General features: G+C 56.9%; 16 protein-coding genes and 4 pseudogenes. 12 read left to right on the top strand and 8 right to left on the bottom strand.

Going from position 1 to position 24,532, the window contains the following annotated elements; all coding sequences use genetic code 11:
* Positions 1–39: 39 nt before the first annotated feature.
* A complete protein-coding gene (locus IQ241_RS10655; RefSeq protein WP_193906850.1) occupies positions 40–1,881 on the top strand; it encodes a coiled-coil domain-containing protein in 1,842 nt (613 codons plus the stop codon).
* Between the two features lie 48 nt (positions 1,882–1,929).
* Positions 1,930–2,082, top strand: a complete 153-nt coding sequence (locus IQ241_RS10660; RefSeq protein WP_193906852.1) for a hypothetical protein — start codon at positions 1,930–1,932, stop codon at positions 2,080–2,082.
* Positions 2,083–2,097: 15 nt separating this feature from the next.
* Here the strand turns inward: IQ241_RS10660 and IQ241_RS10665 are convergent, their stop codons facing one another.
* A complete protein-coding gene (locus IQ241_RS10665; RefSeq protein ID WP_193906854.1) occupies positions 2,098–3,672 on the bottom strand; it encodes an NAD(P)H-hydrate dehydratase in 1,575 nt (524 codons plus the stop codon).
* A 396-nt stretch (positions 3,673–4,068) separates the two neighbouring features.
* Between IQ241_RS10665 and IQ241_RS10670 the strand changes: the two genes are divergently transcribed.
* The 5 genes from IQ241_RS10670 (at position 4,069) to IQ241_RS10690 (ending at position 7,925) form a co-directional block, all read left to right on the top strand.
* Positions 4,069–4,290 (top strand): AbrB/MazE/SpoVT family DNA-binding domain-containing protein, encoded by a 222-nt coding sequence (locus tag IQ241_RS10670; protein ID WP_193906856.1) that lies wholly within the window; start codon positions 4,069–4,071, stop codon positions 4,288–4,290.
* Positions 4,291–4,689, top strand: a complete 399-nt coding sequence (locus IQ241_RS10675) for a type II toxin-antitoxin system death-on-curing family toxin (RefSeq protein WP_193906858.1) — start codon at positions 4,291–4,293, stop codon at positions 4,687–4,689.
* A gap of 27 nt (positions 4,690–4,716) precedes the next feature.
* Positions 4,717–5,031: a type II toxin-antitoxin system HicB family antitoxin gene (locus tag IQ241_RS10680; protein WP_193906860.1), complete on the top strand. Its 315-nt coding sequence runs from the start codon at positions 4,717–4,719 to the stop codon at positions 5,029–5,031.
* Between the two features lie 12 nt (positions 5,032–5,043).
* The gene (locus tag IQ241_RS10685) at positions 5,044–7,449 is read left to right on the top strand and encodes a ligase-associated DNA damage response DEXH box helicase (protein ID WP_193906862.1); all 2,406 of its coding nucleotides are present in this window, start codon (positions 5,044–5,046) and stop codon (positions 7,447–7,449) included.
* A gap of 302 nt (positions 7,450–7,751) precedes the next feature.
* Positions 7,752–7,925 (top strand): hypothetical protein, encoded by a 174-nt coding sequence (locus tag IQ241_RS10690; RefSeq protein WP_322743626.1) that lies wholly within the window; start codon positions 7,752–7,754, stop codon positions 7,923–7,925.
* 152 nt (positions 7,926–8,077) lie between these two features.
* Here the strand turns inward: IQ241_RS10690 and IQ241_RS10695 are convergent.
* Positions 8,078–8,302, bottom strand: a pseudogene (locus tag IQ241_RS10695) (clan AA aspartic protease); the annotation flags it as partial.
* A 7-nt stretch (positions 8,303–8,309) separates the two neighbouring features.
* Positions 8,310–8,558, bottom strand: coding sequence for a transposase (locus IQ241_RS10700; protein WP_322743627.1), 249 nt, complete (start codon positions 8,556–8,558; stop codon positions 8,310–8,312).
* 98 nt (positions 8,559–8,656) lie between these two features.
* On the opposite strand from IQ241_RS10700, the gene IQ241_RS10705 reads away from it, so the two are divergent.
* A complete protein-coding gene (locus tag IQ241_RS10705) occupies positions 8,657–8,938 on the top strand; it encodes a Spy/CpxP family protein refolding chaperone (protein ID WP_193906864.1) in 282 nt (93 codons plus the stop codon).
* 389 nt (positions 8,939–9,327) lie between these two features.
* On the opposite strand, the gene IQ241_RS10715 is transcribed toward IQ241_RS10705, so the two are convergent.
* Together IQ241_RS10715 and IQ241_RS10720 are read right to left on the bottom strand one after the other, a co-directional pair.
* A complete protein-coding gene (locus IQ241_RS10715; RefSeq protein WP_193906868.1) occupies positions 9,328–17,166 on the bottom strand; it encodes a type I polyketide synthase in 7,839 nt (2,612 codons plus the stop codon).
* Positions 17,167–17,428: 262 nt separating this feature from the next.
* On the bottom strand, positions 17,429–20,173 hold the full coding sequence (locus tag IQ241_RS10720; RefSeq protein WP_193906870.1) for a cation-translocating P-type ATPase: 2,745 nt from the start codon (positions 20,171–20,173) through the stop codon (positions 17,429–17,431).
* A gap of 441 nt (positions 20,174–20,614) precedes the next feature.
* Here IQ241_RS10720 and IQ241_RS10725 point away from each other — a divergent pair.
* From IQ241_RS10725 to IQ241_RS10740, 4 genes and pseudogenes are all read left to right on the top strand, one after another.
* Positions 20,615–21,218: pseudogene (locus IQ241_RS10725) on the top strand (xylulose 5-phosphate 3-epimerase); the annotation flags it as partial.
* Positions 21,201–21,437, top strand: a complete 237-nt coding sequence (locus tag IQ241_RS10730; protein ID WP_390622451.1) for a pentapeptide repeat-containing protein — start codon at positions 21,201–21,203, stop codon at positions 21,435–21,437. The pseudogene IQ241_RS10725 and the gene IQ241_RS10730, both read left to right, overlap by 18 nt.
* Before the next feature lie 222 nt (positions 21,438–21,659).
* Positions 21,660–22,325: pseudogene (locus tag IQ241_RS10735) on the top strand (phosphoribosyltransferase).
* A gap of 11 nt (positions 22,326–22,336) precedes the next feature.
* A pseudogene (locus IQ241_RS10740) lies at positions 22,337–22,597 on the top strand (erythromycin esterase family protein); the annotation flags it as partial.
* Here IQ241_RS10740 and IQ241_RS10745 read toward each other — a convergent pair.
* The 3 genes from IQ241_RS10745 to IQ241_RS10755 form a co-directional block, all read right to left on the bottom strand.
* Positions 22,588–23,247: a hypothetical protein gene (locus IQ241_RS10745; protein ID WP_228021577.1), complete on the bottom strand. Its 660-nt coding sequence runs from the start codon at positions 23,245–23,247 to the stop codon at positions 22,588–22,590. The pseudogene IQ241_RS10740 and the gene IQ241_RS10745 sit on opposite strands and share 10 nt — an antisense overlap.
* Positions 23,248–23,459: 212 nt before the next feature.
* Entirely contained in the window at positions 23,460–23,783 is a 324-nt protein-coding gene (gene trxA / locus IQ241_RS10750; protein ID WP_193906878.1) for a thioredoxin, read from the bottom strand.
* Between the two features lie 336 nt (positions 23,784–24,119).
* Positions 24,120–24,401, bottom strand: a complete 282-nt coding sequence (locus IQ241_RS10755) for a hypothetical protein (protein ID WP_193906880.1) — start codon at positions 24,399–24,401, stop codon at positions 24,120–24,122.
* Between the last annotated feature and the right edge of the window lie 131 nt (positions 24,402–24,532).

Here is a 24,532-nt window from a genome sequence, read left to right on the forward strand (position 1 = left end):
CCATCTAGCCTAGATGCGCCACCCGAGAATACAGACCGTATGCGTAAGGAATCTAAACTAAACCGCTGGGGGCTGCGCTGGCTGAACAGCTGGCCATTTCTACTGCTGACCACGCTGGCGTTGATGAGCACCCTGTCAGTCGCGGCGGCGGTCAGCCTGTTTCGGATTCCCAATTTGCCTAACTGCCGAGCCATTTTCTGGCCTACTGCCTCAGCGGCAATGCGGCTCCAATGCGCCCAGTCCTACGCCGAGCAGGGTAGCGTCGAGAACCTGCTCGGTGCCATTAAACTGGTCGATGCGCTGGCGGATGATCACCCGCTGCGGGGCGAAATCAACAATCGGATCGAAGCCTGGGCGAACCAGATTCTAAATTTAGCCAGCAGCTCGTTCCAGCAGGGCGATTTGGACGGCGCGATCGCGACTGCCCGCCAGATTCCAGCCCAGACCACGGCGGCTCAGCAGATAGAAGAGCGCATTCAGCAGTGGCAGACGATTTGGTCTGAGGCCGAGGGCATTTTTGAGCAGGCCCGAAAAAAGCTGGAGGCCCACGACTTTCAGAGCGCCTTTAGCCTCTCAGTGCAGCTGCTCGATGTCAATAATGACTACTGGTCCCAAACAAAGTACAACCAGCTGACGCAGCTGATTGCCCAGGCCCGGGCCGACAGCAGCAAGCTGGCCAAGGCCAAAAGTCTGGCCCAGCAGGGTGGGATTGACGGCTATCGGGAAGCGATCGAGCTGCTGCGCTCGATTGAGTCAGACAGCGTTCTTTATAAAGAGGCGCGTAAGCTGCTGCGCCAAACCGCTAGGGCTATGCTCGATGCGGCTGAAAGCTATCTTCAGCGGCAGCAGCTCACCGATGCCCGCAGTCTGCTGAGAGCAATTCCTCGCAACGTGGGGCTGAATGAGGAAGTGGCCGACTTCCAGGTCTTTGTCGATGCCTATCAGCGGGCCTGGGCGGGCGATGCGCTGGGGCTAGACGGCGCGATTAATCGGCTACAGAGCATCGGCCGCGATCGCCCCCTCTACGCCCGCGCCCAGGCTCTGACGCAGCAGTGGCAGGACGAGCTGAGGGCGGTCAATCAGCTCGAAACGGCCCGCGCTCAGGCCGAAGCCGGGGGTATTGCTAACCTGAGAACCGCGATCGCGACCGCTGAGCAGGTCTCTCGCCGCAATCCGCGTTGGGATGAGGTGTCTGGCGAAATCGAGCGCTGGCGCACCCAGGCCGAAACGCTGGAAGACCGGCCAATCTTGGCGAAGGCCGACCGGCTAGCAGACCCGGGCCAGCCCGACGATCTCCGCGCCGCCATTCAGGAAGCCCGCAAGATCAGTTCAGGCCGCGCCCTTTTTGACGAGGCCCGCAGCCGCATCCAAGGCTGGACCCGCCGGATTCAGCAAATCGAAGATCGACCCATCCTAGAACGAGCTCGTCAGCTGGCGGCGATTGGCAACCTGAGCGACGCGATCGCGACCGCTGACCAAATCGGTGACGGTCGAGCCCTCTCTGACGAAGCCCAAGACCTGAGCCAGACCTGGCGCGACCAGCAGCTGGGCCAGGCGCGGCTGCGAGAGGCCCTCAGCGTGGCTGAAGGAGGATCGACAGAAGCACTGATATCGGCGATTGGGCTAGCCCAGCAGGTCCCCTCAGGTAGCCCCAACAGCTCCAGCGCCACCACCCAAATCGGGCGCTGGAGCTGGGAACTGCTCAGCCGGGCCGAGGCGGTTTCTAACCGTGACTTGGAGGAAGCCATTGATATCGCTGAGCGCATTCCTGCCCAGGCTGAGGCCTTCAACGCGGCCCGCCTGCGCCTGCGCGACTGGCGCGCCCAGCTGGAGCCAGCCCCGCTTGACGAGGAGCTGAACTCTTCAGAGGCGGGTGAATAAGCTGGCTTTAATGCGGCGCGAATCATGGCTTCTATCTGGGACTAAAGGATGAGGTCAGCGTGGGCTGAGACTATCCTACGAGCGAGTAAAAATCCGATTTGGTTGATTATCTTAAATAAGGAGGAGCTTTCTGCTGAGCGCGTGCAGGAAATCACCCAGTCGCTGCCCAAGGAAATGAAGCAGATCTGGGAGCAGTCCTAGCTGTCTGAAGCGCGATTAGCAACTGGCCAGGATTGAGCCCAGAAAGGGATCTAATGCCTGGAATAATCTGTCTGGACTAACCCCCAGCTCGCTGTTGCGATCGCTGGCATAGCGTCCGGCCTGAGCCTGCCACCAGACCGCAGCCAGGGCGGCCGCAGTGGCCGCAGAAATGACATCAGAGGAGTCTGAGTCAGGCTTTGAATCGAGCATTTTTTGCGCCAGCAGGCCGCCTAGCAAGCCGGTGAGCACATCGCCGCTGCCACCTCGAGCTAGGGCAGGCGTACTTTCTGGATTCACCCAGAGCCGCTGCGAGGTCGGACAGGCGATCGCGGTTTTGGCCCCTTTCAGCACCACTATCGCCTGACTCGCCTCAGCTGCCCGCTGAGCCTGCTCGCCCGGGTCGCCCTTAATTGCGGGAAACAGTCGCTTAAACTCGCCCGGATGCGGTGTCAGCACCGTCGGTGCGGTTCTTTGCTGGAGGGTCGCAACCGGATCCTGCTGGGCCAGCAGGTTTAACCCGTCGGCGTCGAGCAGGAGAGGACAGTCAGCCGCTAGAACGGATTTAAGTAAGGTGGGAACTGCGGTGGTCAGTCCTGGCCCCAAGGCGATCGCGTCGTACTTGGACAGGTCTTCAGGCAGATTGGCGATCGCGCCTGCCTCAGTCTCCGGGCAGCCCAGCAGCAGCGCCCCCGGCAGCGACGGCAGCAGCGCCAGCCGAATGGTCTCAGGAATCGCCAAGGTCAGCATGCCGACACCGCTGGCCACCGCCCCTTTAGCACTCAGCAATGCCGCCCCGGCATACTGCCGCGACCCGGCGATCAGCAGCAGATGGCCGACCTTATATTTATGGGCTGTGGCACTCCGAGGTAGAGGAAGCTGCGCGATCGCGACCTCGTCAGTCAGCCGCTGCACCGTTGGCGTCTCCCCCAGAACGGCCCGAATATCCGCCAGCGGCAGGCCAAAGTCAATGAGCTCTGGCTGCCCCAGATAGGCCAGGGCCGGAGCCTGAACAAAGGCTCGCTTCCACAGCCCTAAGCAGCCCGTCCGCTCAGCCCGGATGGCGATGCCCATCACCTGACCCGAGTCAGTGTGGATACCGGAGGGCAGGTCGATGCTGTAGACCGGACAGGCAAGCCGGTTGATCTGCTTGACGAGAGACGCCAGCTTTCCTTCAATCGGCCGTTCCAGCCCGAAGCCAAAGAGGCCGTCGATGATTAAGTCGCGATCGCGCCATTCCGCCACAGAGGGGACAAATGGAATGCCCAAATGCTGCGCATACCGAGCCTGGTCAGCGGTTAGCTGCTTAGCCTTGTCTAACGGCTGACAGATCTGCACCTGATATCCCTGAGAATGCAGCTCTCGGGCCACCACTAGCGCATCGCCACCGTTGTGCCCCGGCCCCACCAGCACGCCAACTCGGGCCGCCTGACTGACTGGATAATGCTCGCTGATCTGGCGTGCGATCAGACCCGATACCTTCTCCATCAGCGCCGAGACCGGCATCCCCGCTGCAAACACCCTGCCTTCAATCTGCTGCATCTGCTCGGCAGTGACTAAAAAACGGGGAATGTGTTGAGTTCGGTGCAGCATTTTGAATCTCGTTAAAATATCGGCCTTAGCCGCATTATGCCGACTTTACCTAGCCTCAGCATCTCCTGCTGGATACAAGGTCAGGGGCTAAAATTAGGGCTGGCTGACGGGGACAAGAATGTGTAGCTAACTGACCTAAAGATGGACTGCCATGAGTGACACCGCCCAACCCTTCGAATAGGCCATGCAAGTGTCAGAAGCCGATATCGATGTCTGCCTCGATGCCGACAGCCGCCGTCCCCAGCGCATCAGCCTGCAAATGATGGCTCACTTTCGCGAAGGCTAAGTGCATCTACTGAAACAGCCATGAGCCCTAAAAGAGCTGTCAAGTTGCAACATTTGTGGTAACATGAAAGCGGTAAGGGTTAACGAGTCCGCTGGACCAGGAAGTCAGTCATGCGCCTAAATATTAAAAAACGCGGTAATTCACTTAGCGTGATTGTTCCGAAGGAAATGGCGACGAGTATGAATGTGGACGATGGAGATAGTCTCTTTGCAACGAAAACACCTTCAGGCTACGAGATCTCAGCCTACGATCCTGATTTTGTAAAAAAAATCGAAGCGGCTCGGCGGGGCATGAAAAAATACCGCAATGCTTTAATCGAGTTAGCTAAATAAATGGCGCCTTGCTGGCTAGATATCCGTGACATCTGCGCTATCCATGATGAAATCCTGGCAGAGTCAGGGGGCACGTCAGGGATATTAAACGAAGGTGCGCTTGATTCAACCTTAAACAAGCCCCAAAATTTATATCACTATGGTGATGACGTCAGCCTATATGACTTAGCTGCCGCTTACGGATATGGGCTTGCGAAAAATCACTGTTTTGTAGACGGCAACAAAAGAATTGCTCTGATTGCTGTTTATACTTTTTTGTCAATTAACGGAATCGAGCTTGATGCTTCAGAGGTAGAGGCAGCCAGTTTTTTCCTAGAGTTAGCTGCCAGCACCGAACCACAAGCGGAAAGCATGAAGAAGCTGGCAAGCTGGCTACAGCAGAATAGCGAACCTATTTGAGCAGCGTAACCAGGGCAGGACTAGGTATTGAACGATAAAGGCCATACAGGACAGGTTGAATTTGATCATGAAGCCGGTATTTTTGATGGCGAAGTGATTGACCTGCGCGATGTCATAACGTTTCAGAGTAAAAGCGTTGATGAATTTGAACGGGCTTTTCGAGAATCCGTTGACGATTATCTCGCGTTTTGCGAAGAGCATGGGGAAGTGCCGGACAAGCCCTTCTCGGGCAGGCTGATGCTTCGGTTGCCGCCTGAGCTTCACCGTAAGGTTGATATGTCTTCCAAGCTAGAAGGTAAAAGCCTCCAGCGGGTTGCTGAGCGTCTCATGTGTGCCACCTAAGTGACGGATCTCATGCCTATCCATACCTGGTTTGAGCGACAGGGGTGGCAGCCGCTGTCCTTTCAGCGGGCAACCTGGGACGCCTATTTGGCGGGACAGAGCGGCTTGATTCAGGTGCCGACTGGCTCGGGAAAGACCTATGCGGCGGTGATGGGGCCGATGGCGGAGATGTTGGCCGCACCGGGGAAAGGGTTACAGCTGCTCTACCTGACACCGCTGCGGGCGCTATCTCGCGATATTGAGCTATCGATTCGCCGACCGATCGAAGAGATGGGCTGGCCGCTCCGAGTCGAGTCACGAACCGGTGATACCAGCTCTGCCCAAAAGGCTCGGCAGGTTAAAACCATGCCGGAAATTCTGATTACGACGCCTGAATCGCTTTCGGTGCTGCTGTCCTATAAAGATTCGCAAAGGCGGTTTGGCTCGCTGCGGGCGGTCATTCTGGACGAATGGCATGAGCTGATTAGCACCAAGCGCGGGACGCAGACCGAGCTGGGCCTGTCTCAGCTGCGCCAGCTCAGCCCCCAGCTGCGCACCTGGGCCGTCTCAGCGACCTTAGGTAACCTCGAGGAAGCCGCCCAAACTGCCGTTGGCTTGGGGACTCAGCCAGCGATCGTCCAGTCCAATCTGCGGCGGCAGACCGTGATCAAAAGCGTCCTACCGGAGTCGGTGGATAGCTTTCCCTGGGCCGGACATCTGGGGCTGCGGATGTTTGAGGAGCTGGTCGAAGCGCTGGATTTGCAAAAGTCTACGCTGGTCTTTACCAATACGCGATCGCAGGCCGAACGCTGGTTCCAGGCCCTAAACTTTGCCCTGCCCGACGCCGCTGATAAAATTGCCCTACACCACGGCTCGATTGACTTTAAGCAGCGGCAGGCAATCGAAGCGGGGCTCAAGGCCGGAGAGATTAAATGGGTGATTTGCACCTCTTCTCTCGACCTCGGCGTCGATTTTCAGCCGGTTGAGCGGGTGGTGCAGATCGGCAGTGCCAAAAACCTAGCTCGCCTGCTCCAGCGGGCGGGGCGCTCGGCTCACGTACCTGAAGGGACCTCGGAAGTCTTCTTTCTGCCGACCCATGCGCTGGAGCTGTTGGAAATCTCTGCCTTCCGCCGGGGACTAGCGGCGGGGATGATCGAGGCCCGCCATCCCCTAAGGCTGTCCTACGACGTGCTGCTCCAGCATCTGGTAACGCTGGCCTGCGGCGATGGCTTTGAGCCGCAGCAGACGCTGGCGACGGTTTGCGGTACCGTGGCCTTTCAAGATTGCCCAGATGAAGCATTTAGCTGGATTCTCAACTTTCTGGAGAAGGGGGGCAAATGTCTCCAGGCCTATCCGCGCTATCAGAAAATTGGGTGGGAGCGCGATCGCTACCGCATCTCCACCGCTCAAATTGCCCGGATGCACCGTATGAGCATCGGCACGATTACTTCCAGCTCCCAGATCCAGATTGCCTACGCCCAGCGCGGTCGAAAAATCGGCACGGTAGAAGAGAGCTTTGTCTCCCGGCTGAAAAAAGGCGACGTATTTTTCTTTGCGGGTCGCCAGCTAGAGTATTTCATGATCAAAGACATGACGCTCTACGTTAAAAATACCCGCAAGAAATCAACCGTGGTGCCCGTCTGGGGCGGCAGTAACCTGGCTATTTCGGGCTGCCTGAGCGAATTTCTGCGGCAGGAGATCACCCAGGTCAAGGCCGGTAACGTCAGCCCAGAAGTGGAGCGGATTATGCCGGTGCTGGCCGCCCAGGATCGGCTCTCACAGCTGCCCGCCGCCGATGAATTTTTAATCGAAACTTGCAAAACCCGGGAGGGCCAGCATCTCTATGTCTTTCCCTTCGAGGGTCGCTACGTTCACGAAGGGCTGGGCTATCTCTGGGCCTACCGTTTTGCTCGGGCCAAGTCGGCCACCTTCACCGTCTCAGTCAACGACTACGGGTTTGAAATTTTAGCGCCCAAAGCCTATCCCTTCGAGTCGCTGTTCTCCGAGCAGTTTTTTGAATTCACTCATTTGGCCACGGAGATTAAGTCCAGCTTGAATATCTCTGAGCTCATCCAGCGGCGGTTTCGCGGTATTGCCCAGGTGGCGGGGCTGGTCTTTCAGGGCTATCCCTCAGCTCGCAAAACGGCCAACCAGGTACAGGTCAGCGCCTCTCTGCTGTACGAGGTATTCACCAAGTACGAACCCGACAACCTGCTGCTCCAACAGGCGGAGCGAGAAGTGGTCGAAGTCCAGCTCGAAGCCCATCGGCTACGGGCCGCCCTTACCCGCCTGGCTCAGCAAAAACTGGTATGGCAAACGACTAAACGCCCCTCCCCCTTCGCCTTTCCGCTGCTAGTCGAACGGCTGAGCTCGCGACTCTCCAACGAAAGCCTGCTCGACCGGATCGAACGTCTAAAGCAGCAGTGGTCAAAGCGTTAGCCTTTTAAGCTCTGTTCTGAGCGGCTATCGAGCAGCGCTGCTGCTGTGATGGGTCATGTTTACTAGGCCAGCGTAGCCAGACTCTGCCGGTCTGCTTTGAGCAGGCGCTCAGCCGCATGGGCGGGTGATAGATTAGTAAGCTTGCAGTTATTTCTATATTTTACCGAAACAAGGAAATTCGGTAGCGGTACAGTTTGTCCTTCGGGAATATAACGTGCCTGATACAACTTTTCCCAGAGGAATGACTCATCTTCTATCGTAAGTGGTCGAATGATACAGTCCATTCTGTCTAGTTTGCCTCAATGCTGGACCCTGCGATCGCAGGGCATCACTTTTGGCCTGAAAGCTATAACTGGTCAGTGGTTCAGGCGCTAATTTCAAGGAGCGATCGCCGCCTCGCCGACCTGCTAGAGCTGACCCGCCGCTACGGCTCTGGAATCATCTGCAAGGTTCATTGCCGAAGACGACGCTGCTAACACATCTAGCCGAATCGCAAGCCGCTTAAACTTAAGCAGGAAATCTAATAGCTTAAATCAGCGGTCGCAAATAATCTCGAATTCTGAACCAGCGGCTTTCGTCCATCCGCTAGGTTTGAATGATGAGACCGAACCTCAGTAGTCATCTTGCTCTACTTTAAAGCCTCAATTTTAACAGTACCGCCCTCAATCGTCTCGATCTGAAGCTTAAAACCATACAGCAAACCCATTCCTACTAACGGATCTGCATCGGAAGCCGCCACATCGACAATCTGGTTCTGACCGTCCCATATCACACTTGCCTTATATATTTCAAAAACGGCTTCACTGCCGTCGCCTAACATACCAACGTTGCGGTAATGCCAAGGCAAGCCTAGTGCATCGTCAAAACTTAATTTTAGGGTAGATAGAAGTGAGCTTACAGCGGGCATCATCAACCTTCATTTGCCAATCAACTCCGCGCTGTGTGTTGTTGATGTCAGTTGACCAAGCCCGGGTTCCGGCTTGCAGTGTGTCGATGTCGCCAAAGCGCCTACCCTCCATACACTGGCGGGTCATCGCACTCAACTCGTTCTCGGCGATGTTAAGCCAACTCCCATGCTTTGGGGTGTAGCAGAACTCAATACGCTGCACCAGCTGACGCGCTCGCTCTGGTTCAAAAGCTTCGTAGAAAGCGCCTTTGGTATGTGTGTTGCGGTCTACCGCTGCTGCCGCCGTCTTGATGGAGTTTGATGAAACGATTGCCTTCTTCTTCTTCAGTTGATATGGATACGCTCAAGACTAGCGCCGTCACATCCTTTGAACCCGTCTGTGCCGAACTACCGGCGGACGATCTGTCTACACCGGAGCGATTGGACCAGCTGCAAATGGTGGTAGATTCGAGTTCAGCCGCGATCGCGCAGGTCCGCCCCGCCTTTGACACCTTCTACGCATCCCTAACCGAGGCTCAGCAGCAAGCGCTCAATCGCTCCATTTCTCAGTGGCAAGACCAACGCCATGGCAGTTTAGAGTAAAATGCAGCTCTCGGCAGCAAATTATCTCTTAGTCCAACAGCGCCTCTATGACGGATTTGGCCAGGTGCTTGGGCCGATTGAAATGGGATCATTACTCAGCGTGATTGGATTCACCTTCCTGGTGAGAAAACGTGGTTTAGTTTGCCGATTAGGCGCTGCTGCGTCTGTGTGCATAACAGCGGCCCTGGTAATCTGGCAGCTACACAACGGCCCAGTCAATGCAGCAGTCAATACCTGGACGATCGGCTCGATACCAACAAACTGGATGACCTATCGCGATCGCTGGGAATATGCTCACGCTGCGCGGGCTGGGCTTTACACACTCGGCTTCACGGCCCTGGTTCTGGCAGTTTTGTCGTTGTCTCGGCCAAGGCGGGAGTCTATCGGCTCTAAGTGAATGCTGCTAGCTCTGCCGCTAGCGTTTCTACCGTCTCTCGAATTTGTTCAGGCATATGGAGAGCGGTGATGAAAAAGCGCACTCGGGCGGCGTGTTGAGAGACCGAGGGGTAGACCATCGGCTGGGCGTTGATGTCTCTCTGGAAAAGAGTTTGGGAAAGCTGTACGGCTTTTTCGGTGGGGCCGACGATAATTGGGATGATCGGGGAGTCTTGACTGGCTCCGGTATTCAAGCCGCTTTCCTGAGCAAGCTGGAGAAAGAGCCGCGATCGCGCTTGCAGCTCGGCCACTCGCTCGGGTTCAGCCTCCAGCAGGCGCAGTGCGGCTAGGGCCGCAGCGGTATTGGCCGGAGACATGCCGACGCTAAAGACAAAGCCAGGGGCGGTGTACTTGAGATATTCGATCAGGGCGGCGCTGCCTGCGATATAGCCGCCGCAGCTGGCGAGGGACTTGCTCAGTGTCCCCATCCACAGGTCAACTGCGCTGGCGGGGAGGTTGAAATGTTCGCCGACGCCGCGACCGTGGGAGCCTAGAACACCCAGAGAATGGGCTTCATCGACCAGCAAAAAGGCGCGATGGGTGGTTTTAACCCGGACAATTTCGGGTAGGGGGGGCAGGTCGCCATCGGCGCTATAGATGCCTTCAACCGCGACAAGGACTTTTTGATAGTGGCGGCGATGCTGATGCAGCAGCCGGTCGAGGGCCTGCCAGTCATTGTGGGGAAACGCGATCGCGGTTGCCTCCGAGAGCTGACAGCCTTCTCGAATACTGTTGTGGCTCAGCGCGTCATAGAGAATCAGATCTTTCTCTTGAAACAGATGGCCGATTGTGGTCACGTTAGTCGCATGACCACCGACGAACAGCAGGCAGTCCTCAGTTCCTAAAAAGTGCGCCAGGGCCTGCTCCAGCTCCCGATGCAGAGCCCGCTCTCCCGACACAATGCGGCTGGCTGAAACTGAGGTGCCATACTGGTCGATGGCGGCTTGCGCAGCGGCAGAGACGCGCGGATCGCCGGAGAGTCCCAAATAGTTGTAGTTGGCATAGTTAATCAGCGATCGCCCCTGGCGCTGAATTATGTTGCTGGCAATCCCCTCATAGACGGTAAAGAAAGGATTGCGCGCACTGGCCTGTTCAATCTGGTCGCGCAGGCGGCGATATTCAGGCATCAGCTGAAACTGATAGTATTCGGGCGGAATCACAGGCTGAGAACAATCAGCCGTCGTCGAGTCTCGTAAGCTGTCCTGCAAGTTTGCGCCATGCCCTGAAGTCGGCTCATGGGCTATCGTTTCGGCTAGGGATTGGGAAGCGGATTGAAGCAATGGTTCTGAGGTTTGCAAAGACTCATCAGCCAGCTCAGGCGTCAGCTGTTCGGACAGATAAGCCGCTAGGGCGTCAACTGTGGGATGGTCAAAGATCAGCGCCTGCGAGATAGGATAGTCCAGCTGGGTTTGGAGCTGGCTGCTCAGCTCTACCGCCATCAGCGAATCCATGCCTAAATCACCGAAGGATTCAGCTGGGTCGATCAGGTCGGGGCTGCTAAAGCCCATGACCCGCGACAGCAGGGTTTGGATATCCGCGGCGAGCAGAGCCGCGCGGTGTTCTGCAGAGGCAGTTGCTAGCCGCTGTCTTAATAGCGCAGGAGTTTGCCTGTTCTCTCTGTATTTCTCATTCTGCTCGTGCTGTCCGTTTTTACCATTCTGCCCGTCTTGCCCATGCTCGCTAATGGCCTGGACAGGTTGTTCATAACCGTTCTGTTGACTTTCAAAGTCAGTCTTCCGACCGCTGTTTGCGCCGTTAAGGCGATGCTGGATTTTGTCCTGTTCCTGGGCTGATTTTAGGTTCGTTAGAACCGGATCCATCGCTGCCAGCTGTGGGAAAAACCTAGCCCAGTCGATATCCATCACGCCAACTTGGACTCCAGGCTGGCGCATCAGGTCCGACAGCATTTGCAGTCCCCGCTCTGGCTCAATCGGGTTCAGCCCCTGGGCGATGAACTGCTCAGTCAGCCGCGCCGCCATCCCAACGGCCCAAGGTCCCCAGTTGAGGCTCAGTCCCGGCAGACCCAGACTGCGGCGATGGTGGGCTAGCGCATCGAGAAAGGCGTTCGCGGCGGCGTAGTTGCCCTGTCCTGGCGAGCCCAGTAGGGAAGCGATGGAAGAGAAACAGACAAAGTGATCCAGGTCTCGCGATCGCGTCAGCTGATGCAGATTCCAGGCTCCCGTAAGCTTGGGTGCTAGCACGGGGGCAAAGCGTGCCCAGGTCTGGTTCGTCAACAGGCCATCGTCCAGGCATCCGGCCAGATGAAAGACCCCTTTTAGCGGATAGGGCAGCGTGGCCTCCGAAAGGGCAGCTTCCAACGCAGTCAGGTCGGCCACATCAGCTGCTACCGTCCGCACAGTGACGTCACTCTGCTCCATTTGCTGGAGAAAGGGCTGAACTGCTGGCTTCATCGTGCGACCGATCAGCACAAGATGTTTTGCGCCCTGAGCCACCAGCCACCGGGCGACGAGCTGCCCCAGCGCGCCGAACCCGCCCGTAACAGCATAGGTCGCCCCGGCCCGAATTAGGGACTGCTGCGGGGCTACCGGCGGCAGCGTGAGTACCACTTTGCCGATATGCCTGGCCTGGGCCATATAGCGAAAAGCCTGCGGGGCAGCTTCGATTGGGAATACGGCCTTCGGCAATGGACGGAGTGACCCGGCCTGGAACTGGGCTAGCAGCTGGCTGAGTAGAGCTGAGATCAGGTCGGGCTGGGCCTGGGAGACTTCCAACAGATCGAAGGGAAAGTATTCAACATCTGGTCGGTGTTCGTGGATTTGTTCGGCCTGCCAGATGCCGATTTTGCCAATTTCAACAAACTTTCCGTTCGCTGCTAGCGCCCGCAGATTTTGCGGAATGGCTTCCCCATTCAAGCTGTTGAAAACAACGTCCACGCCCTGGCCATCGGTCGCGGCCAGAATATCGTCGGCGAAGTCGAAGGTGCGCGAGTTCATCACCTGCTGAATGCCGAGTCCGTGCAAAAAGTCCCATTTGCCGGGGCTGGCGGTTGCGAAGATTTCGGCCCCGCACTGCTGGGCAATTTGGACTGCGGCCTGGCCAACCCCACCAGCGGCAGCGTGGATGAGAACGCGATCGCCTTTTTGAAGCTGGGCCAGATGGATCAGGCCATAGTAAGCCGTCAAGAAGGTCGTGGGCAAAGTCGCCGCTTCAGCGTCAGTTAGGCCGGAGGGCTTGGGAACAACAAAGGCCGCCGGTACTGTGACAAACTGGGCCAGACTGCCCAACGCCTGGGCCGCAATCACCGAATCGCCCACCTGCAGACCGGTGACGCCGCTGCCTACTGCCGTAATCACCCCGGCGCATTCCCCCCCGAAGGGCACCTGAGTCGCGTCGGTGAAGCCCATTTCTTCCAGAACCGGCTTGAGTAAGCCAAGCGCGTTGAGCACGTCGCGGAAGTTGATTCCTGCCGCCCTGACCTGAATTTGCACCTCGTTTGACTGGGGCGCTCGCCACTGACTCGGGAGCAGGGTGAGCTGATCGAGGTTGCCATAGCGAGCCATACCTAGCCGATAGGCTGCCGTTTCCGGCAATGGGAGAAAGTCAGCTGTTTGGGAAGACAGCCGAGCCACGTAGCGATCGCGCCGTCGGTAGGCAATCTGAGTTTCGTCGGAGCCCGCATAAAGCTCATTCAGCAGCGCTTCCCGGCTCTCTGGGCTGGCGGCGCGATCGAGATCTATACAGGTGCATTTGAGCTGGGGCTGCTCCTGTCGCAGGCTGCGAGCCAGTCCCCACAGCGGCGCTTGTTGGAGCTGTACCGGCACAGAGCGCTCAACCGCCTGGGCCGCCTGGGTTATCAGCCAGAGCCGTGCCTTCAGAGCAGACTGTTTGAGCATAGCCTGGACGAGGTGGAGCAGGCTGCCACAGCTGCGCAGCTGGCTGTCAGGCTGACCATCGGCAGGCGTATCGAGGCTCCATAGATGTAAAATGTCGCAGGTCGTTTTCCCTAATGCCTCTAGCGACGCAGCGAGCTCAGTTAGCAGCTGCTGGAAGTTCTCGGGGCAGGCGGGATTGAGAATGTAATGGTCGGGGGCCGCGATCGCAAATTCTTGCCCAGGCTCTACCCTAATGCAGCGATCGCCCCTGGCCTGTAGCGACGCTACAAGTTTCGGACTGACAGAAGTATCGGCAAACACCAGCCAGGTTCGCGGCTGTAAACCTTGAGCTACCGTCGGCAGCGGCTGAGCCTGCCAGGCGAGATGGTAAAAGGCCTGGGTCGATTCGGTCTGGCCCAGCAGGCGGCGCAGTGAAGCGGGGCTGACGGACTGGAGCGTCATGCCGATGATCTGGGTCGCGATCGCGCCTGCCGCATCCCAAATCGTAATATCGGCCTTGAGGGTTGATGAGGACTCCAAATCCGCGGTCTGCGACGGATGTAGGCTTACCCCGCACCAACCGCTGCCCGAGATTGTCCGATAAAACTGGAGGCTTTCCAGGCCAACGGGAAGATAGGTATGCTGAGCCGCCGATGTATCCAGAGCGGCTCCAATGCTCTGCAAGCAGGCATCGAGCAGGGCCGGATGGAGGTGATAGCCATCGCTCGTCAGGTCAGCGGGCAGCTGGATCTGGCTGAGGGCGCGGCGGTCGCCCGGCCAGAGCTGCTGAATGGCTTGGAAACTGGGGCCATAATTAAAGCCTTGTTCGGCCAAACTTTGGTAGTAGGCGACCGGGTCAGCGGGGGGATGTGGAAAGGCCGATTGAAAGTCTGTAAGGGAAACTTGTGGGGCTGCTGCTGTCAGGTCAGAGAGCCGACCTACGGCGTGGCGCGTAAATTCGGCAGCCTGATCTGACTGACTGAAGATTTGGATCTGGACCGTGCCATCGACCTGGGGAGACCACACCGTCTGTAGTACCGTTTCCCTATCCGACAGCAGCAGCGGCTGCTCGATCGAGGTCGCAGACAGCGTAAAAGAGCCTTGCTGTGCTTGTTGGCCAGCCGCGGTAAGCGAAGCCATGCCGCAGGCTATCGCGATTTCAAAAAAGGCGGCGGCAGGCAGCAGGGCCTGGGATAAAATCTGATGATCGGCCAGGTAGGCCAGTCGTGAGGTATTTAGTGAAACCTGAAAGCGCTGCTCAGTCGTGCCTGCCAGTGGCAGCGGCTGTCCCAGCAGCGGATGCCCTGAGTCTGTTGGCTGCTTCGGATTGGCGGGAGCCAGCTTGGATACTTCAGCACCAGGCCACCAGTAGCGCTGCCGCTGGAAAGGATAGGTCGGCAGCGAGATTGGTATAGCCGGTTCCGAGACCGCGTCCCAGTCTACCGGAAAGCCTTGGACATAGAGCGCTGCCAGACTCTGGAGCGTTACCCTCCGACCAGAGCGTTCGGGCTGGAGGCTGGGCAGCCATTGGTGCCCACGATTCGCTAAACAAGTTCGTCCCAACCCTAAAAGAATCGGCTTTGGCCCAATTTCTAAAAAGGTCAGATTGGCTTCACCCAGCGCTGTCATCGCGTCTAGGAAGCGAACCGGCTCGCAGACATGCCGCACCCAGTAATCCGCCGTCGCGATGTCGGCGGTGGCCATGGCTCCCGTTAGGGTGGAGACGATGGGCAGCGTCGGCGGGGAGTAGGTCACCCCCTGGGCAATCTGGCGAAACTCGGCCAGCATCGGCGCCATCAGCGGCGAATGGAAAGCATGGGAGACGTTGAGTCGCTGATGTTGGATGGATTGGCTTTCCAAGTGAGACTGTAATTCTGCGATCGCGGTTTCCCGGCCTGAAATTACGGTACTCTCAGTGCCGTTTAAAGCCGCGATCGCGATCTCACTCTCGTAGGGCGAAAGCATCGGCTGAAGCTGTGCCTGACTGGCCCGTATGGACAGCATCGCGCCGTCAGGCGGCAGAGCCTGCATCAGGCGACCCCGAGCGGCAATCAGCGCTAGCCCGGCTTCCAGGCTGAAAACGCCTGCCAGGCAAGCCGCCACATATTCCCCAACGCTGTGCCCCAGCAGTCGGGTGGGACGCAGACCCCAGGCGAGCCAGAGCTGGGCCAGGGCGTATTCGAGGGCAAACAGGGCAGGCTGCGTGTAGGCCGTCTGGTCGAGCAGGGACGCATCATCAGCAAAGAGCACTGCGGTCAGCGCCGGCTGGAGGTGGGCCGCTAGAATCGTCTGGCAGCGGTTCAGGGCCTGACGAAAAATCGGCTGCTGCTCGTACAGCTCGCGGCCCATGCCCACAAACTGAGCCCCTTGGCCAGTGAATAGCCAGACCAGCTGCCGCTCGGCTTGGATAGAGCCAGCTAGGGTTCCAACCGGTGTGCTTCCTGCTGCCCAGTCCCGGAGCTGTCCCCGAAGCTGCCCTGCCGAATCCGCAACGCAGGCTAGCCGATGGGAAAAGTGCGATCGCCGCGTATTTGCCGTGGTGCAGATATCGGCCAGCGGTAGCTCTGGATTCGCAGCTAGAAAGGTTTGATAGCGCTGGGCCAGGGCTTTGAGCGCGGGCTGGCTTTTGGCGGACAGGGTGAGGAGCTGGGTCTGATTGGGGCTAGACGACTCGACGGGGCGTACCGGCGCTTCCTCCAAGACCACATGGGCATTGGTGCCGCCGAAGCCAAAGGAGTTGACGCCGACATAGGCGGGGTGCGATCGCGCCGCTAAAGGAGCCAGCCGGGTCTGCACCTGAAGCCGCAGTCCGGCGAAGTCAATGTTCGGATTGAGCGGGTGGCAGTGTAGGCTCGGCGGCAGCTCTCGATGCTTGAGGACGAGGGCCGCCTTAATTAACCCGGCAATGCCCGCTGCCGCTTCGGTATGGCCAATGTTGCTCTTGACTGAGCCAATGGCGCAGGGATCGTCTGCGGCCCGTCCGGCTGAGAAGACTTCTCCTAGGGCCTGAGCCTCAACCGGGTCGCCCAGCTTCGTGCCGGTGCCATGGGCCTCGACATACTGCACCTCAGCCGGGTTTACTCCGGCCTGCTGGTAAGCGGCTCGCAGAACGGCGGTTTGCGCTTTGGGATTGGGCGCAGCGATGCCATGACCAAACCCGTCCTGATTGACCGCGCTGCCCCGGATGATGGTATAAATTGGGTCGCGGTCGGCCAGTGCCTGGGCTAGGGGTTTGAGAACAACGGCACCGGCCCCCTCGCTGCGGACGTAGCCATCGGCGGCGGCGGCGAAGCTGCGGCAGCGTCCGCTGCTGGACATGAATCCGCCCTGGGCAAACCCAGCGGTGATATTGGGGACTAGCAGGATGTTGACGCCAGCCGCGATCGCCAGGCTAGACTCGCCGGTGTATAGACTCTGACAGGCCAGGTGTACGGCGACTAGCGAAGACGAGCAGGCGGTATCGATGGCCAGGCTCGGCCCCTTGAAGTCAAAAGCATAGGAAATTCGGTTGGCGGCAATGCAGTTCCCCGTCCCCGTCGTCGCGTAGGGATTATCGACCGGCTGCTGCCACAACATGACCGAGTAGTCGTGGGTACTGATGCCGACAAAGACGCCGGTTTTCGAACCCCGCAGCCGGTCGGATCGCTGCCCGGCATCTTCCAGCGCTTCCCAGGCGACTTCCAGCAGCAGCCGCTGCTGAGGGTCCATCGTTATCGCTTCGCAGGGCGCAATCCCAAAAAACTGTGGATCAAACTGGTCGATCTGCTCTAAAAAACCGCCCCGGCGCAGATGGGCCAGCTTTGGATCAAGTCCATTTTCCCAACGACTGGCAGGAACTTCAGTCACGCCGTCCAAGCCGCTGCGGAGCATCTGCCAGAACGCAGCGGGATGGCCTGCACCCGGATACCGACACCCTATCCCAATAATCGCAATCGGCTCAGCTGGCAAGGCTTCTGTCATATGACTGAGGAAAGGCGGCTCTAAACTAACTTGAATACGACTGAGTTGTACACCGTTCTATATGTCTCAAGCCATCCAAGCAATTCAGTTTGCTGATCGGCCTCTAGATAGATTCGGTTAGAGATTGCTCGTTGTCAACATACCTGCTGATTCTATTACCGCATGGTTATGGAACATGGCTTTGGCCAAAAGCAAGCTTGTCTAAGGCTTCCCGAGGATACCTCGATAGCTTTGGATAGGAAGGCGTTTGCCTATCTCATATCTATTTCAGGGGTTTCTGCCACTTCAACACTAGCGCCAACAGAATCACGGGCAGCCCTGTCCCCAGGCATAAAAGTCCTTGAGTCCAGCTCAGCGGCACGGTATTGAAGAGTCGATTGAGCAAGGGCAGCTGGCTGAATAGAATTTGCAAAACAACAACGCAGGCAATGCCAATCGCGGGAGCATAGGCCAGCGGCTGCGGCTGCTGGCGCAGCTTTGCCCAAAGCGACGGCAGAAAGCGACTAATGCAGAGCAAATAAAAGATTTCTGCGGATACCAGGGTTTGCACCGCCATCGTGCGAGCCAGCGCTTCATTCCCGGTTCTCGACGTGATCCATTCAAACATGCCAAAGGTGACGGCCCAGTTGAATAGGGAAATTAGACCGATCCGCCAAAGAATGTGGCCTGACAGCAGCGGCTGGTTTTGACGACGGGGCGGGGTCTGCATAATTCCGTCTGGCTGGGGCTCAAACGCTAGGGGAATAGACAGGGAGCTGGAACTCACCATATTGATCCAGAGAATTTGCAGCGGCAGAATCGGCAAAGCCGTATTCAACAATACGCTGGCAAGAATCGTTAGCGACTCGCCGCCGTTCACGGGCAGGATAAAGGCGATCGCTTTTTTCAGGTTGAGATAAACCGTGCGCCCCTCTTCAACCGCCGACTCAATCGAGGCAAAGTTATCATCCGTCAGGATAATATCCGAAGCTTCCTTGGCCACTTCGGTCCCCATCTGGCCCATCGCGATCCCAATATCGGCCTGCTTCAGGGCTGGGGCATCATTTACCCCATCTCCGGTCATGGCGACGACATGGCCGAGTGCTTGGAGGGCTTCGATCAGCCGTAGCTTTTGTTCTGGCGCGACCCTAGCGAAGACGGCGGTATCGTCCATGCGGTTTCTCAAATCTTCGTCACTCATCTGAGCGATGTCTCGTCCCGAGAGAATGGGCGTTTTTTCGTGCGGGCTGAGGTGCATCATATGGGCGATCGCGCTGGCCGTCACAGCGTGATCGCCGGTCACCATCTTGACCTGGATACCTGCCTCCTGACAGGCATCGACCGCTCGAATCGCTTCCTCTCGGGGAGGGTCAATCATGCCCTGGAGTCCCAAAAAGACTAGGCCCGACTCAATTTGCTCGCGCTCTAACGTATCAAAATCAGCCCCTACCGGCTTTTGGGCAAAGGCCAGCACCCGTAGGCCCTGTTCTGCAAAGGCTTCGACGGTCTGTTCAATTTCGCTGATGTTCAGATCGGCGGTCTCTGCTTTGTCGGTCTGACTAACATCGTTTCCACGGGCTGGCTTTCGAGCCTCACATTTGCTCAATATGGCCTCTGCCGAACCCTTGACATAGATGATTCGCCCCTGCTCCTCCCGATCGTGAAGCGTCGCCATGTACTGGTATTCTGACTCAAAGGGAATGCTATCCCGTCGGGGCAGCTTTTCCTCTAAGTCTGGCCGCTTCAGCCCGGCCTTGTGCGCCACCACAATCAGGGCCCCCTCGGTCGGGTCGCCTTCGACAGTCAGCTGTCCCTCTTCCTCCTGCAGCTCTGAGTCATTGCACAGCAGCCCGCACTGCAAGCAGTCCCGCAGCGTTGGCGCTTGAGCCAGATCAACTGGCTGCTCCTGCTGGAGAATTTCGCCCTCGGTGCTGTAGCCCGCGCCGCTGAGATGGTAGCGCTGGCCACCCGCATAGATCTGCTCAACCGTCATCTGATTTTCAGTCAGCGTTCCAGTTTTATCCGAACAAATCACCGTCGCGCTACCCAGGGTTTCTACCGCGGGCAGCTTACGGATAATCGCGTTTCGCCTAGCCATTCGGGAAACGCCGATTGCCAGGGCAATCGTTACCAGGGGCGGCAGTTCTTCAGGAATGCCACTGACGGTCAGCGCCACGGCCGTTTGAAACACGGCCAGCCAGGACTTTCCCTGCCCCAGCCCAATCGCAAAGGTCAGGGCGGCCAGCCCCAAGATGATATAGAGCAGCTGCCAGCTAAATTTTTCTAGCTTGCGGGTTAGGGGTGTGCTCAGATTGGTTCGCTGCTCTACCAGTTCTGAGATTTGCCCGGTTTGGGTGGCTTCTGCGATCGCAATTACCAAACCTCGACCGTTACCAGACGTGATGACCGTTCCCGCAAAGGCCATATTGGCGCGATCGGCGAGGGGAAGATCGGCGTCGAGGGGCTGGGTTTGCTTATCAACGGGGACAGATTCGCCCGTGAGGGCGGACTCATCAATGCGCAGATTTTTGATTTCAACTAGCCGCAGGTCAGCGGGAACTTTGTCTCCCGCTTCGAGATAGACCAGATCCCCCGGCACGAGCCGATCGGCGGGGAGCTGCTGCCGCTTCCCCCGGCGGATTACCGCAGCTTCGGTGACAATCGATTCGGCTAGAGCTTCCATAGCCTGCTCTGCCTTGGCTTCCTGGACATAGCCGACGATAGCATTGACCAAAACCACCGCGAAGATTACCCCCGCATCGACCCAGTCCTGCAGAAACAGGGTGATCACTCCGGCAGCTAGCAAAATATAGAGCAGCGGCTGGTTAAACTGCTGCAAAAACCGGACCCAGGGGCTGGTCTGCTTTTTGGGAGTGAGCCGGTTGGGGCCAAACTGCTCCTGGCGCTGAGTCACTTCGTCCGCTGCTAAGCCCTGATCGGGGTGGCTCTTGAGCTGTTTGACAGTCTCCTGCACTGACAGATGATGCCAGGACCGGTCGAGGGACTCTGCATTCAGAGATACGGACATTAAAGGGCCTCAAAACGCCAGGACAAGGACACCGTCTAGAATCATGCCTTCCGCGTGTCCCTGTACTGCCATCTTAGTAAGGCAGGGCACTGTTACCCGTCTGACCCCGGACGGATCTACTTCCAGCGGCGATGTCTAAAACCCTCTTGCAACCCCAGTCATGTCTCCAGTCATGTCTGGGGTTCGCCTGCCCTGATCAAACCTCTGGCAAGAGAAGGAGTCGGCTCCAGAATGAAGTCCGCCTAAAGACGGGTTTACCCATAGTCCTATTCCACCATCCTAAAGATCAGGTGGCATCGTGGTTGCCATCGCTGGATTTTCTGGGGCATCAAGCTCATGACGCAGACTAAAAGTGCTACGGCCATTCGCCAGGCAGACTGGGTCGAACACTATCGCCAAAAGCATCCTGCCGCAGAGCGCTGGGCCGTGGGCTACGGGCAATTGGGGAGCCACGTTAACCTCCATAGGGCTGGCGGCCTGGCGGAGGGCGGCTACCTCGGTTTTGTACAGCTGCAGTACATGCACATGCCGCTCCCGGGGGAAAGCCTGATTACTTTTCTCAGCGACGGGGCTTTTGAGGAGCAGCGGGGCAGCGATTGGGCTCCCCGCTGGTGGCGTCAGAAAGACTGTGGCGATATCCTGCCGATCATGATCAACAACGGCCGCCGTATTGACCAGCGCAGCACAATGGCTCAGAAAGGCGGGACTGACTGGCTTGTGCGCCACCTGCGGTTAAATAGCTTTGACCCAATCGTGATTGACGGTACGGACCCTGCCGCCTTTGTCTGGCTGATCTTTGATGGAGCAGCGGCTCCATGCCGCCGGCACAGTCGCAGAGGAGGGAGACGACGGCTATCCCGTTTCCCTCCCCTATGGCATTGCCGTTTCTGAAAAGGGCGCGGGCTTCGTCAACGCTGGCACCAATCTAGCCCATGACCTGCCCCTCGATGTCAGTCCTCAAAAAGACATCGAAAGGGTGAAACTGTTTAACGAATGGGCGCGGAAACTCTGGGTGCCACCGGCGGAAATGCGAGCCGCGATCGCGACTGGCACAAATTTCCAAGGGGCAAACTTGGTTCAGGCAGACCTCAGCCAAGCCGATCTGACCGATGCCAACTTGTCGGGAGCAGATCTAAATCAGGCACAGTTTCAAAGAACAAAACTAAGTCGGGTCAATCTTAAACAAGTCGATTTGAGGATGGCAGATTTAAGTGAAGCTGTTTTGACTGATGCCATCATGCCTGATAATTCAGCAAGGATTTAAATGCACTAGGTCAGGGAAAAACACAGATAAGTAGGTCAGCAAAATTATTTTCCAAATGTTGAGGCTCCCTGAGTCCTCCCATACTGGCGGTGGCTGAATTCAAAGCCCCCAGGATTGGGGGTTGGGGGCCTACGCGAGCAATCAAACTTGCTATTTGTTTTTGTAACCGATTAAGTTGATCTACTTAACGAGCGTCAAGCGTTGAGATGAGCAGGACCAAAAATGCTGTTTAGAGATCGAACTGAAGCAGGACAGAGGCTGGCTCAGAAATGAGCAGCCTATGCCAATCGTCAGGATGTCATCGTGCTGGGGTTGCCTCGGGGAGGTGTACCTGTAGCATTTGAAGTGGCCATGGCACTCAATGCGCCGCTCGATGTTTTCCTAGTGCGTAAGCTAGGGGTTCCCGAGCACGAAGAATGGGCCATGGGAGCTATTGCCAGCGGCGGCGTTCGGATCCTGAATCAGGAAGTCGTCGAAAGGCTAGACCTATCCGAGGTTGCCATTGACCAGGTAGCCGCTGCCGAGCAGCAGGAGCTAGAACGCCGCGAGCAAGCCTATCGGGGTAATCGTCCGCCCCTGAACTTGAGTGACCTCAGCGTAATTTTAGTTGATGATGGCCTGGCAACCGGTGCGACGATGCGCGCTGCTGCCGTCGCCATCAGGCAGCAGCAGCCCAAACAAACTATCGCTGCTGTACCCGTGTCTGCCCCTGAAATCTGCGATGAGTTCCAGGTCGAGGTAGACAAAATTATTTGTGCTGAAACACCAAGACCTTTTTTTGCGGTTGGCCTGTGGTACGAACAGTTTTCACAAACAACCGATGATGAAGTCCGAAACTTACTCCAACAGGCTGCTGAGCGAGAGACGATAGCTACGCGACAGAATTAAGAGACTGAACAATGGCACAGACTAAAACGATTCCAGCGGCCCTGCGCCAGGCAGCCCACCCCCTCACAGGAGAAGCGACCGATTACGATCCCTTGATGGAGCTGATTGGCGACGCTCGTTTTGTTCTAATTGGCGAAGCGTCCCACGGTACTCACGAGTTTTATCGAGAGCGGGCCGAAATTACTAAGCGGCTCATCCAGGAGAAAGGCTTTACCGCCGTAGCCGTCGAAGCAGACTGGCCGGATGCTTACCGGGTAAACCGCTATGTCCGGGCTGCCAGATAAACGGGCAGGTTGTAAAAAGGCGATTCACCTATCGTTCTCAGATAGTCGGGAACTGAGTCAGATGAGCCGATGGGTTGACTGGCCTGACTTAGGCAGCTTTGGGGTGGTACGACTGGACCCGCATTGTATCGATAGAAGTCATTCAAATTAAGTAACAGGCTGCGATATCGAATCCGCTCAGGAGCGGCTAAGCGTTCTGCATAACGCACTTTTAAGAAGCCTTCCTGTCGCCATTCAGTGAAGTTACCCTCAGGCAGCTCTTCAGGAGTGGAGTGATTGCTCGTTAATCGCTCCACCGCCTGCCCGGTGACGGTGTTGTTGTTTACTCTGCCGGTCACGCAAAGGCTAGACCCTTCATAGGGATAGTAGTAATCGCCAACGATTTCATCTCCCTGCTTGCGAAAACGAAAACAGACTCCAGAGACCCGATCGATGCCCTCAGCCTGATCGCTGCAAAAGCGATAGTTCGCATCGGGTAGACTTTCGATGGTGAACTGGCGGTTAGCCGGTCCGCCGATAACCTGGGCCGCCTGGGCTGGGAGACTGGCGATCGCAGCTGCCATAGCTGGAATGGTAAAAAGTGAAAGCGTTTTCATCATTGGATTACAGCCTTTCTCAATCCAGTGAGATACATCCATGCCTAAACTCGATCCCCCCAAATGCTACCTATATTGGTTCTAAAAGGTTTCCCCCCTTTTCAAGGGGGGCAGGGGGGATCAAACCCGTACCTCAATTGATTAGGAACCACTATATTCGAAGGTTCTGGCAGTCCTGGGGGGCCAAAATTCGACCGGCATTGTAGCGATAGAAGTCTCCTATCCAGGCGTTTGTAGCTAGCACACCCAGGCTGTTAGGCCAAATATTTGGTCAATACCTCCACGTATTCTTCGTAGGACTTTTTGCCAACTAAGGTTTCGGCCACTTCCCCTTGCTTGAAGAACATTACAGCAGGAATACTCCGAATCTGGTAGCGATTAGCAATCTCTCGATTTGCATCCAGATCCAATTTTAAGACCTTGGCGCGATCGCTGTACTCATCGGCCAGCTGATCGATCAACGGTGCTACCAGCTTGCAAGGACCACACCACGCTGCCGTGCAATCGATTACCAACAATGACTCGGAACTGAGCAGCTCATCAAACTCACCCTCGTTTTGAATATAGGCAGCAGCCATTGAATGTCCTCAGAATCGGATAGACTCATTATCCCACACAGGGGATTGCTCGCATAGGAAATTGCTGATCGCCGTCAGCCCAGCCGATACGAGAAAACCCAAAAAATTCATACTCATAGCTGTGGTGATTACTTCCGCAGAAAGTGCCGTAGCGATCGCGGCTGCTATCTTGCTCCTAAAGAGATCTACTTCCTTCAGAGCAATCTCCTTGCAAATTCCAGATTTTCGCCATACGATGCTGGGCGACAACGGCTTTCATTGTTGAAGATCTACAATCCGGCCTCTGCCTAGCTTCAGCGCCGAGAGCTGGCTATCCCAGTCATTTAACTCATTCCCTTAAAATTTTTCGTCTACCTGCGGATCCGGCGTTTGAGAAAAGATACGCTGCCCCGCAAAGCCGCCCACCTCGCTGTCATGGGCAATCCCATGAACGCAGATTCCGCGCTCACTATAGGGCTCAAAAAACTGTCCAACAATCTCATCGCCCTGTTTTCGGAATAAAAAGCAAAGTCCTCTCATTCGCCCGTCCTCAGACTGAGGCTCACTACAGACACGATGATTGGCATTGCGAAAGGAATCGAGCGAGCCGACCTGAGCGCTCTGATCTTGAGCAACCAAGGCAGCGTGATTAAGTAGATGAGCAAAATTATTTTCCAGATGTTGAGGCTCCCTGAGTCCTCCCATACTATTGCAGGCTGAATTCAAAGCCCCCAAAATATAGCCCAAGGGGCATTCAAGAAAGGGGGTTT

It is taken from the genome of Vasconcelosia minhoensis LEGE 07310 (assembly GCF_015207255.1).
GTDB lineage: Bacteria > Cyanobacteriota > Cyanobacteriia > Phormidesmidales > Phormidesmidaceae > Vasconcelosia > Vasconcelosia minhoensis.